Genomic DNA, 17762 nt, shown 5'->3' with positions numbered 1-17762 from the left:
CAACTTGTCACACTAACATAAACATCGTTATCAACCGCCTCTATAAGACTTTTTGTCTTTCTCGAAAGCTTCGCATTATCTTCTAGAAACCACAATAATGTGTGTGTGTCAAGTAAATATTTCATTTACATATATTCTTTGAATTCATCCAGAGGTTCGTCAAAATCATCTGACATAATTATTTTTCCACTCAATATGCCAGCCACTCGTTTCGTCAGTGGCTGCTCTAATTTTATGTCTTCAAGAAAAGTGACCACAACCTCTGTCTTTTTATTGACAGGCGGGATTTCCATTAGGGTCACTTTTCCATTCTCGAAAATTCCTCTTACAGTGGTTAGCATAGCTTTATTAGTTTGCTGATAATCAAATATACAAAATACTGATAATTGAAATTTCATACGAGCATCGGCAATGGACTAACGGCAGCGTTGAACTTCCCATTCGTCGATAAAAATTACCAGACGGTCTGTTGATTGGTGCAGTTCGCAGATTGGCGGTCAGAGCGCCTTAAACGCAGGGGCGAAATCTCCCTCTAACCACCATAAACGAACAAATTAAACATTAGAAACCATGAAAAAGACCATCTTAGCAATCGCAACAATAGTAACATTGACCATCGGAAACAGCTTCGCACAAAGTTACAGAGGCCACCAGTCTCCGCGCGAAAATGCCAGAATGGAGAACGCTTACGAGGAGTTCCAGATCAACAAGCTGGACAACATCGTGAAGCTGACCCGCAAACAGGAAAATCAGATCAAAAGGATCGAGAACAAATATGACCGCCTGGCGCCGCGTAACCAGAGAGCCCACACCTACCAGGGTGCGATGAGATTGGAACAACAAAAACACAAAGAGATCCTTTCGGTTCTTAACCCGGTGCAGCGCCAGCGCCTGTTCGCTTACCAGAATGCGAGCAGAAGAGGTAATTGGAGAGGATAAGGATTAAAATTTAGCCATGAAAAATACATTAGCCAGGTCGTAGAGATCTGGCTAATTTTTTGGCATTAAGGCAATCCTCTCTATTCTTCAAATTTCCTTTCAAACCTGCTAATGCACCGCTCATCACGAAACGAGGATATTTCCATATAGTACCTTGCATAACAAAGTACCTTACTATACATTTGTTGCTGCATCTATTAGCCATAAAAATAAAAAGCCATGAAATCGTTACTATTATTCCTGCTGTCGCTCTTACTCTCGGGATTGATTTGCATTCAGGATTCTTTAGGGCAATCTGTACTATCCGGCCGCCAGATCAGGGGTGTTGTCACCGATTCACTGAGCGGCAAGCCGATGGATTTTATTACAGTAAATTTACTGGTAGACAAGGTTACTGCTGTAAAAGCCGATTTTACCAAAGAAGATGGAAGTTTTGTTTTTGACAAATTAAAACCAGCCAACCACACGGTCGCGATCGTGGGAGTAGGCTACGGCACCAAATTGCTGACCGCCGATCTGAGCGACAGTACCCGATCCGTGATCGATCTGGGCCGCATTAAGTTAAGCCCGACTACCGTTGGGTTGAAGGAAGTGACGGTAACAAGTGTAAAACCTATTGTTCAACAGGAAGTCGACCGGATTTCTTACGACTTGCAGGCTGATCCGGAAAGCAAGATTTACAGTGTTCTGGATATGATGCGCAAAGTACCCTACCTGGCGCTCGACGGGGACGATAATATCCAGCTGAAAGGGAATACCGATTTCAAGATCCTGATCAACGGAAAGCCTTCTAGTATGATGGAGCGGAGCTACAAGGAAGTGCTCAGAAGTATGCCGGCCTCGTCTATTGAGCGCATTGAAGTGATCACTACGCCGCCAGCCAAGTACGATGCTGAGGGGCTTGCCGGGATTATCAATATCATCACCCACCGCAAAATCGACAACGGTTATAATGGTACGATCACCCTCAGCGAGCGGTTTCCGGTAGGCGGCCCGGGTGTGGGAGGCACATTTGCTGCCAAACTCGGTAAGGTTGGTATGACGGTTTTGTTGGGCGGGAGCCAGTATCGCACGCCGTCGACCGTGAATGGGGTGAACCGGAGCACTTTCGGCGAGCGCAATACCATTATGTTTCAGGAAGGATCGTCGCGGTCGGAGAATAACAGCGGCTATGTGGGCTACGAGATCAGTTATGAGATCGATACGCTGAACCTGCTGAGCGCGCAGTTCAATATCAATGGAAGCTATTCGGATGGTTTGGGTTATCAAACCTCCCGTTTAAGCGGAAACGGCGAGATCCTGGAAGCTTACCGGATCAATAACGACAACAATGGAAATGGAAACGGAATGGATGCGGCAGTCAATTTTCAGCGGACTTCCAAAGCGGATAAAGGCCGGTTGCTGACCCTTTCCTACCGGTATTTTGGATTTAATAATAAACAAAAAAACAACCTGGATATTACTGACCAGATCAATTTTGAGCTTCCTGATTACAGGCAGGTAAATGATCAGGGATTTTCGGAGCAGACGTTTCAGGTGGATTACGTTTATCCCGTCAAAAAGCTGAGCATTGAAGCAGGTTTGAAGGGAATAATGAGGGATAACCGCAGTGATTTTCAATATGAAACGTTCAATCCGGAAAGCGGTCAGTATCTGATCAATAAGGATATGAGCAACAAGTTCAGCAACATTCAAAACGTTTTTGGCGCCTACAATACGTATCAGTACAATCTTAAAAAATGGTCACTGAAAGCCGGCGTGCGGATCGAGCAGACGATCGTGGATGCAGATTTTATTTCAACCGATTCGAAGGTGCGCCAGAACTATTTTAATGTGATCCCGTCGGTGTCGGTGAACCGGAAATTGAAGAATAATAATGCGCTCAACCTGGGCTATTCGCAGCGCATCCAGCGGCCGGGTATCTGGCAGCTGAACCCTTTTATCGACCGATCTAATCCTAATTTTGAAAGGACCGGCAACCCCAATCTGCGTCCTGCCTTCGTCAATGACATTTCTCTGAATTATAGTTTGAACAAAAAAGCTTCTGTAAATGTAGGTGTGGGCCTCACCGCATTCCGCGATCTGATTTTCGGCGTGGCTGTTTACAATCCTGAAACCAATATCACCCAGACTTCTTTCGAAAATTCAGGTACCGCGCGGCTGATCACCGGAATGCTGAATGCCAATTATCCGATCACCAAAAAATGGAATTTCAGTCTGAATGCGAGGGTGGCGCACGGAAAGGTGAAAGGGACGGTGAACAATATACCGGTTACCAATCAGGGTATTATGTCGCAGGTATCGGCTTCGACGGGTTATCGTCTGGAAAAGGACTGGCGGCTCAATGCGAACCTGAATGTAAATGGCCGGAATATCAATTTGCAAGGCACCAATAATGCTATGACCAGCTATTCATTTAGTATTAGCAAGGATATTATGAAAGATAAATTGTCACTTTCTGCCGCCGCCAATAATCCTTTCACGAAGTTCAGAAACTGGCGCAGAGAGACTTACGGCCCTGATTTTAATCAACTTGACTACCGGAGAGATTACTTCCGCACATTCAATTTCAGCCTCAACTACAAATTCGGTAAGCTGAAAGAGGCGATCAAAAAGAACAAAAGAGGAATCCGCAACGACGATGTGCAGAATGGAGGTTAAAGGGAGTTACTCCGCGAGAAATTGAAAGGCCGGAACTGCTTTTATAACTTTTCCGTCCCTTTCGAATTCTTCGGTTTGGTGTAGTGTGACAATGGTACCTTCACTTAATTTGAAAAAATCCATTGCTTCAAACAAACCATTCATCTCGCGATCCAGATTATCGGGTGTGAGTTCGTAACAAACTTGTAACAGCTTCTTTGCTGCACCTTTTTGAAAGACCACAAAATCACATTCATTCTTTTCTGAGAAGTAATATATTTCTTTAAAATCCCTGCGTAAATGAAGGAATATCATATTCTCAAATTTTCGACCAAAATCATCAGTAAATGATCCTGAATTGGCATTGATCATACCTGTGTCGGCTGCATATATTTTGCGTGGATTAACCAGCTGCTTTCTTGTGGAGTAACTGAATTTTGGGATAAAATGGAACAGATATGTATATTCCAGATGTGACAAATAATCCATGATCGTGCTGGTGGAACCGATTTCGAAAAGCCCTTTGAGCCGGTTGCCGGTAACCAGTTTGCCCACATTTGAGACCAGGTACAATGCAAGTCTTTGCAGCGTTTTAACATCACGAACGCCGTAACGAACCGCTATATCGCGGATTAATATGTCTTCGAAAAGGTGATGGAGCACTTCTTCCAATCCCGATTTTACATATTCAGGAAACCCACCAGTGTGCAGGTAGGCCATCACAGCTTCTTCGGAAGGCTGCCACTTTCTGTAATTTATAAATTCAGTGAAAGAAAAAGGGAAAAGCTCTTTTGTAATGTGCCTGCCAGTCAATTTTGTGCCCAGCTCGCGGCTAAGTAACGATGCATTGGAGCCCGTGATTACCACTTTGCAGCCTTCATCGAGTTTTTGCCTGACATACGTTTCCCAACGATCGATGATCTGTATTTCATCAAAAAAAAGAACATTGGTCTTTGATTCTTTTATGATCGCGTCCAGCCGCGAAAAGTCATTCGGCTCAAAATTGTATAGTCGGGTATCTTCAAAATTCAGGTAAAGTGCTTCGGGGTATTTTTCTTTCAGTAACTGATATAGCAATGTACTCTTCCCCGAGCGCCTGATTCCGGAGACTATCAATGCATGGGATGTTATATCCGGCAATATAGCCAGCGCACTTCGCCGAAGCCCAAGGTCGAGATCATGGACGTTGGACTTCTGGGCTTCCATTACATTCGCTAGTACAGATTGCAGTATCATAACAGATCTTTTGATACAAAAATATACTTTTGTTCATTAGTATCAAACAAAGTTGTTCGTTACTATTGGACAAGTTTGTGTATGGTTAGGAGTACATGAAAAATAACCAAGCGAACACAGAACACAAATGTCCGAAATCGAACATTTTATATATCATAACTAGTTGAAAACTTAATAGTTAAGCTAATGGCACAAATTTAGAGCCAGGTTCCAATCAAAACCTAACAGCCAAAAGCTAACAGCTATAAGCCGACAGCCGCTATGCTAAAAAACTATCTTAAAATCGCTTTCCGCAGTCTTTGGAAATATAAAACCAATACTTTCATCAGCGTAACCGGACTTGCAATCGGTGTCAGTTGCTTTTTGCTGCTGGCTACTTATGTGCTGCATGAGCTGCGTTATGACCGTTTTCAGCCTGGCTCTGAGAGAATTGCGCGGGTGAACCTGTTTTATCAGTCGGGGGAAGGAGAGTCAGTTTATATTGCGATGACGCCGACTGCGGTCGCGCCGGTTTTTTCAAGGGAATTCAGCGAGATAGAAAGTGCAGCCCGCATTTATCCGTACAGCGCCGACGGTTCCGTTTCTGTTCAATATAACGATCAGTTGTTTAGTGAGCGGAAAGTCGTATTTGCGGATTCTTCCTTTTTCAAAGTTTTTCAATATCCTTTTGTAGAAGGTAACCCTGCTACGGCACTATCTCAGCCCAATTCGGTGGTGATCGACCAGACTACGGCGGCCAAGATCTTCGGAAAAGGCAGTGCGATCGGTAAGTCTGTGAAAATGAATGAGCGCCTGACCTTGCAGGTAACCGGCGTTATTAAAGATGTACCTTCCTATTCTCACCTTAAATTCAATTGGGTCGGTAGTTATAGTACTTTACCCCGCTCCAAAACGGAAGCTTTTGACTCAGCCAATGATTTTTCCTATGTCCTGCTGAAACCGAATGCGGATCTTAAAACATTGCAGGCCAAGGTAGACAGATATGTGAGCAAAAACCTGGCAGACCCACGGAATCCGAGTTTCAAAGTGAGGCTGGAACTCGAACCGTTTCATGCAATTCACCTTTATTCCAAAGCTACAAATGGTACCGAAGCTTCGGGTAACTACAAATACATTTACATTTTATCCGGCATTGCGGTACTGATCCTGCTGATCGCCTGCATTAATTTTATCAACCTGGTAACCGCCCGCTCAGCAGTTCGGGCGCGGGAAGTGGGTGTGCGGAAAGTGATCGGTGCACTGCGTATGCAGCTTTTCGGTCAGCATATATTCGAAAGCGGGATGATCACATTCGTCGCTACGGCTATCGGATTCCTGATCACCATGCTTGCATTGCCCGGCCTCAGCAGCCTTACCGGGAAAGTGCTGGATCTGGGCGTTTGGCCAGCGCTCTCTTTTGAAGTCACGCTATTTGTTCTTTTTCTTGTTATTACACTTTTGTCCGGGGCATATCCGGCTGCGGTTTTGTCTGGTTTCGAGCCAGTTAAGGTATTGAAAGGAACTTCGCTTTCCAGCAATAGCGGCGGCGGGCTGCGCAACTTTCTGGTTGTGTTCCAATTTACGATCTCCATGCTTTTCATTATCGCTACGCTCATTGCCGGTCAGCAGTTGAGATTTATCCAGAATAAAAACCTGGGCATGAATCCCGACCAGATCATTGTGCTGGATATCAATTCGGGTATTTCCAAAAGCAAACTGGCTGCGATGAAAGGCGAGCTGCTCAGTAATTCAGCCGTGAGATCGGTGACTGCTTCCTACGATTCGCCGCTGAATGTGCAGGGCGGCTACAACATTACCGCGGCAGACAAGCCGGCAGGTTTTGGAATGAATATCACCGCAATACCAGTCGAAAAAGACTTTGTGCCTACCATGGGAATGAAGCTTGTCACAGGCGAGAATTTTAATGAAACCGACATTGTACAAGCCACGCAAGACAGTTTTCAGCTGAGAAGCTACGCTTTTATCCTGAACGAATCTGCGGTTAAAGGACTTGGCTGGACACCTGCGACCGCACTCGGTAAGATGGTTAATATGAATGGCAGGCAGGGTAAGGTAAAGGGAGTTGCGCAGGATTTTCATTTCCGGTCGCTACACGAAAAGATCAGCCCGATCGCCATTATGCCTGAATACGATTTTTTTGGTAAAATGCTTGTCAAAGTGACTGGCAGGGAGGCTTCTGAGGCAGTGCAAATACTGGAAAAGAGCTGGAAATCGAATTTCCCGTTGCGGCCATTTGAATACCATTTCCTGGATCAGGAATTTGAAGAAATGTACAACGCCGAGAACAAGGTCTCCACGGTTCTCGAAATATTTTCATTCGTAACAATCCTCATCAGCTGCCTCGGGCTCTTCGCATTGATCGCCTTTATCGCGCAGCAACGAACCAAGGAAATCGGTGTGCGGAAAGTGCTGGGCGCATCGGTAACAAGTATCGTAATGCTGCTTTCAAGGGATTTTGTCAAACTAATAATAATTGCCATCATCATCTCATCGCCCATTGCCTGGTATTTCATGAATGAGTGGCTGAAAGATTTCGCCTACCGCATCGATATCAGCCTGTGGGTTTTCATAGCCGGCGGGGCCATCGCAATACTAATCACATTCATCACAATCAGTTTTCAAACGATCAAAGCAGCGTTAATGAATCCGGTTCAATCGTTGAGATCGGATTAAGGGAGGAAGGAGGAAAGGGAGGAAGGAGGAAGGACTTTTGCACTTATTTTTTATTTCTCCCTCCTCCGTTCCTCCCTTCTTCCGTTCCTCCTTCCTCCGTTCCTCCTTCCTCCGTTCCTCCATTCTCCCAAAAAAAAGCCATGCTTCAAAACTATCTCAAAATCTCACTTCGAAATCTGCTGAAACACAAGGCTTTCAGTATGATCAATATTTCCGGTGTAGCGATCGGGCTTGCTTGCTTTTTGCTGCTTTCGCTTTACGTGAAAGATGAGCTGAGCTACGACAGGTTCCACACGAATGCTGACCGGATTTACAGACTTTCGAGAACTTTCATTTCAAAAGATGGTACAGAGTCACTCCGGCTGGGACACGCTGCGCCGCCATTCGGGCCGTTGATCAAACAGGATTTTCAGGAGGTGGAAGAAGTCGTGCGAATGCTCGATATCGGGGCGAATCTGAAGTATGGGGAAAAGAATTTTAATGAAGATGCTCTCTTCGCAGCCGAGCAGAACATTTTCAAGGTTTTCTCCTTTGATGTGAAGTTGGGAAATCCGCAAACTGCGCTTGCTAATCCATTTTCTATCATGTTTTCCCGGCCAATGGCGGAAAAGTATTTTGGAAAGGAAAACCCGATGGGCAAGATTATCCGGATGGACAACCAGCTGGATTATACAGTTACCGGGGTTTTTGAGCCGCTGCCCGCACAATCGCATTTTCATCCCCAATTTCTGGTCTCATTTTCCACTTTGAACGACAGCCGCGTTTATGGCGCGGAAGGTTTGCGGAGCAACTGGGGCAACAATTCTTTTTCTACTTTTCTGCTGCTTCCGAAAGGTTATTATGCGCAAAAGCTGGTTAAAGCATTTCCGGCTTTCCAAAACAAACATATTGATGCAAACGCGTCGAGTTACTCGCGGCTGGACCTGATGAAACTGACCGATATTCACCTGCATTCGCACTTGGATTCGGAACTGGAAGCGAATGGGGATATTCAGTATGTGTACCTGTTTTCGGCCATTGCGATGTTTATCCTGCTCATCGCCTGCATCAATTATATGAACCTCGCTACTGCCAAATCTGCAACACGCGCCAAGGAAGTCGGAATGCGGAAGGTGATCGGTGCGGTGCGTCACCAGCTGGTCCGCCAGTTCCTGAGTGAATCGATGCTGCTGGTGATTGTGTCGTTGTTTTTTGCCGTGGTACTGGTCACACTTTGTCTGCCGCTTTTGAATGAATTCACCCAAAAACAGCTTTCGTTCAATGCATTGCTGGACCCGATTTTCCTTTCCATTTTACTAGGTATCACGCTTTTTACAGGTCTGATCGCAGGAAGCTACCCGGCGTTTTTTATGACTTCCTTTCACCCGCTCAGCGTTTTCAAAGGGAAAGTTTCTTCGGCATTAAAAAATGGAAAACTGCGGCAGGTATTGGTCGTGACGCAATTTGCGATTGCCGTCGTATTGATCGTGAGCACGACTGTGGTTTACAAGCAAATGCAATATGTGCAAAATTACAAGCTGGGTTATTCCAAAGACCAGGTGTTGTTGCTGAGGGCCGGCGGTGACTCTGCTGTGAATTATGAAAGTATCCGGCAGCAGCTCAAATCCAACAGCAATATCATGGAAGTAGGCCGCTCGTCGCGCATTCCGTCGGGCAGGCTGCTCGATTCCTGGGGGGCTTATGTAATGAAAGGAGATTCGCTGGCTCCCGCAGATATCAATATCAAATCGCTGGGAATCGACGAGGATTTTATTCCTACTTATAAAATCGAAATGGCAGCTGGGCGCAATTTTTCGCGTGATTTTCCTACTGACAAAACGAATGGATTTATCCTTAACGAAACCGCTGTCAAATTACTGGGCTGGAAGAATCCCGCGGACGCGATTGGCGCCAGGTTTGGCTACGGGGAAATTCGCGGCCAGATCGTGGGGGTTACGAAAGACTATCATTTTGAATCGCTGCACCAGAAAGTGTCGCCGGTGGTAATGTTTGCGCAGCACGGGCAGCTGGGCTGGATGTCAGTGAAAATTTCAGGAGGAAATCTCAAAAATGCATTGGCGCACGTGGAATCCGTTTGGACTCGCCAGTTTCCGGAAATCCCTTTTTCCTACGAATTCCTCGACCAGCGATTTGGTAACCTGTATGCCCGCGAGCAAACGCAGCAGCTGCTTTTCGGAATATTCGCAGGAATAGCGATTTTCATTTCCTGCCTCGGTTTACTAGGTCTGTCGATGTTCATGGCCGAGATCCGCACGAAAGAAATTGGCGTGCGCAAAGTGCTGGGCGCTTCGGTAACGAGCCTGGTAATTATGCTCTCCAATGATTTCCTGAAACTTGTACTTATCGCAATTCTAATCGCATCGCCGATCGCCTGGTACGCCATGACGACCTGGTTGCAGGAATTCGCGTATCATACCAATGTCAATATCAGTGTATTCCTCTTCGCCGGCCTCATTTCAGTAGCAATCGCCCTGTTTACGGTCAGTTTCCAAAGTATCAAGGCGGCATTGATGAATCCGGTTAAATCTTTGAGGAGTGAGTGAAAGGGAGGAAGGAGGAAAGAGGAATGGAGGAAGGAGGAAAGGGAGCAAGGAGGAAGGCCCGCTTAGGGAGGAAGGGTTAAGTAAATAGTAAGATTTTAGAACCAATAGTTAATAGCCAAAAGCTAATGGCTAATAGCCAAAGAACGCCATGATCACAACACATTTGAAAATCGCTTTTCGCACTTTGTTGCGGTACCGCAATTATACGATCCTGAATGTGATGGGTCTTTCGATTGGGGTGGCGGCTTGTTTGCTGCTGTATGTTGTATATAATTATGAATCCGGGTTCGACCGGTTTCACGCCAAACAGAACCGGATTCACCGGATCGTGCGGCAAACGCAATATCCGGGCGGACAGATCGATTACACGCCTGGAAACCCGCTTCCTTTTGCGCCTGCGTTGAAAGTCGACCTGCCGCAGCTGGAACAGATCGTTTCCGTGTATGGTACCATGGATGCACAGGTGACGGTTTTGGGTAAAAATGCGAACAATCAATCCGCCGATAAAAAATTCAGGGAAGAGGACGATGGGCTGATGACCGAGCCTGCATTCTTTGAACTCTTCGATTTTCCGTGGCTCACCGGTACCAAAGCAGTTTTGAAAGATCCGAATGTGGTAGTTCTCTCGCAACGCAGGGCGGAAAAGTATTTTGGAAGCTGGGAAAATGCAGTGGGTCAGTATTTGAAGATCAATAACAAAACGGTAGTGAAAGTGGGCGGAATTGTCGCCAATCCTCCGATCAACACTGATCTTCCGGTCGATATGGTTGTTTCCTATGAGACGAAGCGGCAAAATCCCTTGCTTTTTGGGTTTGGGGATTTTGAAAACTGGGGCTCGACGAGCAGCAACGATCAGCTTTTTGTACTACTGCCCGAAAATATGACGGTCGAGACTGTAAATAAGCTGCTGGCGAAATTTTCGAGCAAACATTACAACAATAAGGACGATAAGAAGAAGATTTCCCTTTTACTGAGCCCGCTCGCAGACCAGCATCACGACAGCCGGTTCAATAACTTTTCGGGGCATCAAACCAGCCGGACCGTATTGCGGACCCTCGGCGTGATCGGAGTACTGATCATTTTTATGGCCTGCGTCAACTTTGTCAATCTCGCAACGGTGCAATCTGCCCGCCGCTCGATGGAGGTAGGTGTGCGGAAAGTACTGGGCAGCAGCCGGCGCGAACTGATCAGGCAGTTTTTTAGCGAAACGATCCTGATAGTCAGTTTTTCGGTGGTGCTGGGCGCTGTGATCGCAATGCTGTGTGTCCCGCTTCTTGGTAAAATATCACAGGTACCCGCGGAACTGCCGGTTATCTCTAATCCTCAAATCTGGCTGTTTATAATTGGTATCACACTCTTGATCAGCCTTATAGCGGGATCTTACCCGGCGCTAATTATGTCGGGCTTCAAGCCGATCGAGGCGATTAAAAGTAAGGTGACAACCCGCTCGCTGACTGGGATTTCGTTGCAAAAAGCATTGATCATCATTCAGTTTGGCGTGTCGCAAATATTGATAGTAGGCACGATCGTGACGATTACGCAGATGAATTTTGTGCAAAGTCTCGACCTGGGTTTTGTCAAAGAAAGCGTTTATACACTGGTTTTGGACGATGCTTATGCAAGTCGGAATCAGGCATTTAAAAATGAATTATTACAAAACCCGGAAATTGAATCTGTCAGTTTCGCGTCCGACGTTCCTTCGTCTGACGATAAATGGTCGGGCAACTTTGCTTTCGATAACCGTGGCAAAGATGAAGAATTCCAGTTGTTCCAGAAATTCGCCGATGAAGACTATCTTGAAACTTACGGTATAGAACTGGTAGCAGGTACCGGATTCCGTGCTGGCGACTCGACCAAATCGTGCGTGGTGAACGAAACGTTGCTCCGGAAACTGGGAATTCGCGACGCAAATGCGGTAATCGGAAAAAATATCAGAACGGGCGGCAGCGACTGGCGGCCGATCGTGGGCGTTGTGAAAGATTTCAAGTCCAGCTCCGCGCGTGAGGCATTGCAGCCGATTGTGATTATGCCGATGAAAGAGTTTTACTGGCAGGGCGGGATCAAAATTCGCACCAAAAACCTTTCAAAATCAGTAAGTTATATTGAGAAGGCGCACGCAAAGATATTTCCCGAGGTAGCATTTCAGAGTAAGTTCTTTGACGAAACGATCGAGGATTTTTACAAACAGGAAAAACAAATGAGCCGGCTGTACCAGATCTTCGCCGGGTTATCCATTTTCATCGCCTGCCTCGGATTGTTTGGCCTCGCCACATTCATGGCGCAGCAGCGTATGAAAGAGATCGGCGTACGAAAAGTGCTCGGCGCGTCGGTTGGCAGCATTGTAGGATTATTGTCAAAAGATTTTCTGACACTGGTTTTCATCGCCATCGTGGTCGGCTCGCCGGTCGCCTGGTATTTCATGAATAAGTGGCTGCAAAACTTCCAGTACAAGATCGGTATCAGCTGGTGGATGTTCGCCGCCGGCGCGGTACTGGCGATCATCATCGCATTTATCACAGTTAGTTTCCAGAGTATTAAAGCAGCGTTGATGAATCCGGTCAGGGCTTTGAAATCGGAGTAGGGCGGCCCGCGTAGGGAGGAAGGAGGAAGGGAGGGAGGAAAGGGCGGAAGGGAGGAAAGGGCGGCCCGCGTAGGGAGGAAGGAGGAAGGACGAAGGAGGAAAGGGGGGACCGCGTAGGGAGGAAAGAGGAAGGGAGGAAGCAGGGGCCGCGTAGGGAGGAAAGTTTTGCGATATGGGGTAATCGAGCTGATCTTAGATATTAATACTAATACTGAAAATATGATCCGGAACTACTTTAAAATCGCTTTGCGGAATTTCCTGCGGAACAAGGCATTTTCGGCTATTAATGTGCTTGGACTTGCTTTTGGGATGGCGGCGAGTTTGCTTATTTTACTCTGGATCAGCGATGAATGGAGCATTGGGAGGGGTTATGCAAATGCGTCGCGCATTTACAGGGTGATGGAGCGGGAGTTCACCGACGGGAAGGTGGTGGCTGATGATGATACGCCGGGAATCCTGGCTGACGAACTCAAAAGACAGTTTCCCGAGGTATTATATGCCGCCGGACTTTCCTGGCAGGAAGGGCATTTGCTGAGCCTGAACGAAAAGTCAGAACGTTTTAACGGTTGTTTTGCAGGGAGCGACTGGTTCCATATTTATAGTGTGCCTCTGCTTGCCGGCACTCCGAAAACTGCATTGAGCGCGCCGGGAAGTCTTTCTATTTCCCGAAAAGTGGCTGAGCATTACTTCGGTACGCCGGCTGCCGCACTTGGAAAATCCATTCAATTTGATAATTCAAAGAACTACCAGGTTACTGCGGTTTTCGAAAACCTGCCAGCCAGTTCTTCCGACCAATACGATTTCCTGTTAAGCTGGGACCAATTTATTGCGCGCGAACCCTGGCTGAAAGAGTGGACCAATGCGGGACCGAAAACGAGATTAATGTTGCGTGAAGAATCAGACAGATCTGTGGTGGATGCGGGGCTGAAATGGTTTCTGAAAGGCAGGAATACTGATTTTGGTAAAACATTTCATATTAATCTCTTCCTTCAACCCGAGACCGAGGCTTACCTCTATTCGAACTTTAAAGACGGATACCTGCACGGTGGCCGGATCGATCACGTAAGGCTGCTTGCCATTGTAGCCGGTTTTCTGCTGCTCATCGCCGTGATCAATTTTATGAACCTGGCAACCGCAAGGGCGGGCCGCAGGGCACGGGAAGTGGGCGTGCGAAAAGTAGTAGGCGCTGGGCGACCTTCGCTGATCGGTCAGTTTATGGGAGAAGCAATGCTGCTCACCTGTCTCGCCATGCTGCTCGCTATTTTGACGATCATACTGGTACTCCCGTCGTTTAATCAATTGACAGACAAAGCATTGGTATTGCCTTTTGAGCAGCCTTATTTCTGGGTGATTTTGGTGGGAATGCTTCTTTTTACGGGCATTCTGGCGGGCAGTTATCCGGCATTATTTCTATCTGCCCTCAATCCGCTCAAAACGCTCAAAGGTATGTTGGCTGTCCCCAGGAGCAACTCCGGGGCGCATTTGTTCAGGCGTGGGTTGGTTGTATTCCAATTTGTAATGTCCATGTTACTCATAGTCGGCACGACGATCGTGTACCAGCAGCTGGAATTTATCCGGAATAAAAATCTGGGATATAATCGTGAAAACCTGATCATTCTTACCTCAGACGGTGAGCTGCCGAAAAATTACCAGACGTTTAAGCAGGAATTATTGAAAACGACAGGTATTCAGTCTGTTACGAATATGTTTACCAATCCGGTAGGCAATGGAAATACGACCGAAGGTATCAAGTGGCCAGGCAAGGATCCGCAGGCGGCGATTTCTTTCAACAATACGGCGGCAGGTTATGATTTTGCGGAAACCATGAAAGTGAAGTTGATCGATGGTCGCGACTTTTCTCCCGAATTTGCTTCTGATTCAAGTAATTACCTCATTAATGAAGCTGCTGCGAAGAGGATCGGGTACAAGAATCCGGTTGGACAGCCGCTGACTATGTGGGACAGGCCCGGTAAGATCGTCGGGTTGTTGCAGGATTTTCACTTCAATTCCCTGCACGAACCTATCCGCCCATTGATTATCCGGCTCGCCCCCGGCCCCTATGGTAATATCCTGATCCGCACCGAGCCGGGGCAGACAACCCAGGCACTGGCAAGCGTGGAGCGGCTTTACAAAAAGATCAATCCGAATTTCCCCTTCAAATACAGTTTTGTTGACAGCGATTATGAGTACGTGTATAAGAGCGAAAACATCGTTGGAATGCTTTCAACGATATTTTCCGGCCTCGCGATATTTATTGCCTGCCTGGGTCTCTTCGGCCTGGCGGCATTCACGGCCGAGCAGCGGATCAAGGAAATTGGGGTCCGCAAAGTGTTGGGCGCGTCGGTAGCCAGTATTGTTGCATTGCTTTCGGGTGATTTTCTCAAACTCGTTTGCGCCGCTATCCTGATCGCCACGCCCGTTTCATGGTTTGTGATGAATGAATGGCTGACTACCTATGCCTACAAAATCGAGATCGGATGGTGGGTATTTGCGCTAGCGGGAGTGCTTTCGCTGGGTATTGCGCTCTTTACGATCAGCTTTCAGAGTATCAAAGCCGCATTGGCGGATCCGGTGAAAAGTCTTAAAAGTGAATGACGAAATTTCAATCATTATTGATTTAATAAGCTGATAAGCAGTGATATGTCTCTAAAAATAACATTGCGGAAGCTGATCAGGCAGCGGGTGTATTCGGCTATCAATATCACCGGCCTGGCCGTGGGAATGGCGGGCGCGATCATTATTTTTCAGCTGGTTTCGTTTCACCTCGGTGTAGACACGTACCATCGCAATGCAGACAGGACATACCGCGTTGTGGTGGACCTGCATCTTGAAGACGGTCAGGTTGAAAAGGAGCGAGGCTCTGCATTTGTGCTCCACCAGACTTTGAAAAAAGAATTCAGCTACGTGGAAAATGCTGCGTATCTGGCCGGTAAGGAGCTCACGATCGACATCAAAAACGCCAGCCAGTCGACCAAGTATCTTGAAAAAGAGCACGTCGCATTTACTAATTCTGATTTCTTCAACATATTTGATTATCAATGGGTTGAAGGAAATGCAGCTACTCTGAACGCGCCTAACCAGGCGGTAATCACCGAAAGTTATGCACTGAAATATTTCGGAAATGCAAATCCGGTCGGGCAATTCCTGCGCGTTGAAAACAAAGAAAATATACGGATTGCGGGCGTAATCCGCGATTATCCGCAACAAACGGATTTTAAGAAAGATCTGTTTATTTCTCTTCCTACCATCCGGAAAATCATTCCGGAATATGGTTACGAAGATTGGGGCTGGATCGACTCGGGACGCGAAACTTACGTGACGCTCCGCTCGGAAAAGGACAGGGAAACTTTTGAAAAGCAGATGCCCGCATTTGCCCAAAAATACTATGGCGCCAACGGAAAGATTTTCCAATATCATTTGCAGCCGCTCTCCGACGTCCATTTCAATATCGATTACAATGGAAAGATCAAATATACCACGATCGCCATCCTGGCTACGGTGGCGCTGCTGATGGTACTGATCGCCTGCTTCAATTTTATCAATCTATCCACCGCGCAGGCATTCAAGCGGAGTAAGGAAGTGGGTATCCGCAAAGTGCTGGGCGTATCGCAAATGCAGGTATTTTGGTCTTTTATCCGCGAAACGGCCGTTCTGACGCTGGTATCCGCATTGTTTGCGCTGGTACTTTCTATTCTGTTCTCTTCAATTCTGAATAACTGGCTTGGATTGCAGATCGAGGTAAATTATCTGGCTGACTATCGCCTTCCTGTTTTTAGTGTTCTGTTGATCCTGCTGATCCTCGTACTGGCGGGCGTATATCCTGCATTGATCGTATCGAATTTCAATCCGCTGCGGGCTATCACGGGTTTATTAAGAGAAAATAACCGGAACCTGTTTTCTGTGAGAAAGGGACTGGTCGTGGTACAATTCAGTATTTCGTTCGTGCTCATCGCGGTCGCATTGCTGATCATGCTGCAATCCGACTACATCAGTAAAAAGGACCTTGGAATGAACCGCGACCTGATCATGCACGTGCGGTTGCCGGCGGCGGAAACCGATAAGATCGCAGTGATCAGAAACGAGATTGGCGCGTTGAATGAAACGGAACATTTTGCCCTTTTACGCGGCGCGCCTTCGTCCCAGGAAGGTTACGGTGGTAGTGTGAAATTTGAAAACCGGGATTGGGAAAAGTTTGCGGCAAGATCGAAGGTGGCAGATGAAAATTACGTTGCAACTTATGGTTTGAAGCTGGTTGCGGGCAGGAATGTTACACAATCGGATACAGTTCACGAACTGCTGATTAATCAGAAAATGGTGCGTGCACTTGGATTGAAATCGGCGGAAGAGGCACTGAATAAGAATCTAATGATTGGAGAAATAAGCAAAACTGGTCGTATTGTGGGTGTTTTGGCCGATTTCAATAACACCGATCTCTATTCCGCAATCGAACCGACTGTGATTTTTCAAAGCAAAGCATTTTACCGGTATGCGGCAGTCAAACTAAATCACCTGGATAAATCGACTGTCAAAAACGTCGCTGCGATCTGGCAGCGGCAGTTCCCTGCCCATGTATTTGAATATAGTTTTTTCGATGAAGAGCTGGCCGGTTTCTATAAAAGGGAGGAACTGGCTTCGGGCCTGATTTCCTTATTTGCCGGCGTTTCGGTGTTTTTGTCTTGCCTTGGACTTTTTGGTTTAGCTATATTTTCTATTGAACAACGCACCAAAGAGATCGGGATCCGCAAAGTATTGGGCGCTTCCGTGGCCGGGATCATTGGCCTGTTGTCTGCCGATTTCCTGAAACTGGTCCTCATCGCCGCGGTAATTGCCACTCCGGCCGCCTATTATTTTATGGATAAGTGGTTACAGGATTTTGCTTACAAAGTGGAGATTCAATGGTGGATATTTGCCTCCGCCGGCCTCACAGCCGCAACCATCGCCCTACTCACGATCAGTTTTCAAAGTGTAAAAGCAGCATTGAAAGATCCGGTAGAAAGTTTGAAGAGCGAATAGGGGAATGGCTTTTAGCTATTGGCTGTTAGCTATTAGCAATAGGCTGTTAGTTACGACTATTGACAATTGGCTATCTTTTTCTAATAATTCGATTTCGTTGATAAATGAAAGAACGACAGCTAACGGCTAAAAGCCAA

The 17762-nt window shown here is 46.7% G+C and carries 9 protein-coding genes; 7 read left to right on the top strand and 2 right to left on the bottom strand.

Annotated features, from left to right (window positions below):
* Positions 1-125: 125 nt before the first annotated feature.
* Positions 126-398 (bottom strand): DUF2281 domain-containing protein, encoded by a 273-nt coding sequence (locus KOD92_RS11720; RefSeq protein ID WP_229254644.1) that lies wholly within the window; start codon positions 396-398, stop codon positions 126-128.
* 172 nt (positions 399-570) lie between these two features.
* On the opposite strand from KOD92_RS11720, the gene KOD92_RS11715 reads away from it, so the two are divergent.
* Positions 571-939: a hypothetical protein gene (locus KOD92_RS11715; protein WP_215233760.1), complete on the top strand. Its 369-nt coding sequence runs from the start codon at positions 571-573 to the stop codon at positions 937-939.
* A 219-nt stretch (positions 940-1158) separates the two neighbouring features.
* Entirely contained in the window at positions 1159-3600 is a 2442-nt protein-coding gene (locus KOD92_RS11710) for an outer membrane beta-barrel family protein (RefSeq protein WP_215233759.1), read from the top strand.
* A 6-nt stretch (positions 3601-3606) separates the two neighbouring features.
* On the opposite strand, the gene KOD92_RS11705 is transcribed toward KOD92_RS11710, so the two are convergent.
* Positions 3607-4815: an ATP-binding protein gene (locus tag KOD92_RS11705; RefSeq protein WP_215233758.1), complete on the bottom strand. Its 1209-nt coding sequence runs from the start codon at positions 4813-4815 to the stop codon at positions 3607-3609.
* A 261-nt stretch (positions 4816-5076) separates the two neighbouring features.
* Between KOD92_RS11705 and KOD92_RS11700 the strand changes: the two genes are divergently transcribed.
* The 5 genes from KOD92_RS11700 to KOD92_RS11680 all read left to right on the top strand — a co-directional run bounded on the left by KOD92_RS11700 (position 5077) and on the right by KOD92_RS11680 (position 17625).
* Positions 5077-7488, top strand: coding sequence for an ABC transporter permease (locus tag KOD92_RS11700; protein ID WP_215233757.1), 2412 nt, complete (start codon positions 5077-5079; stop codon positions 7486-7488).
* A 140-nt stretch (positions 7489-7628) separates the two neighbouring features.
* On the top strand, positions 7629-10031 hold the full coding sequence (locus KOD92_RS11695) for an ABC transporter permease (protein ID WP_215233756.1): 2403 nt from the start codon (positions 7629-7631) through the stop codon (positions 10029-10031).
* A 148-nt stretch (positions 10032-10179) separates the two neighbouring features.
* Positions 10180-12612 carry an ABC transporter permease gene (locus KOD92_RS11690; RefSeq protein ID WP_215233755.1) on the top strand — a complete coding sequence of 811 codons (2433 nt, stop codon included), beginning with the start codon at positions 10180-10182 and terminating at the stop codon, positions 12610-12612.
* A 219-nt stretch (positions 12613-12831) separates the two neighbouring features.
* A complete protein-coding gene (locus tag KOD92_RS11685; RefSeq protein ID WP_215233754.1) occupies positions 12832-15207 on the top strand; it encodes an ABC transporter permease in 2376 nt (791 codons plus the stop codon).
* A gap of 45 nt (positions 15208-15252) precedes the next feature.
* Entirely contained in the window at positions 15253-17625 is a 2373-nt protein-coding gene (locus KOD92_RS11680) for an ABC transporter permease (RefSeq protein WP_215233753.1), read from the top strand.
* The last annotated feature ends 137 nt before the right edge of the window (positions 17626-17762 follow it).

The sequence above is a fragment of the Dyadobacter linearis genome (genome assembly GCF_907165045.1).
GTDB lineage: Bacteria > Bacteroidota > Bacteroidia > Cytophagales > Spirosomataceae > Dyadobacter > Dyadobacter linearis.
This window is presented reverse-complemented; position numbering and strand designations above follow the sequence as displayed.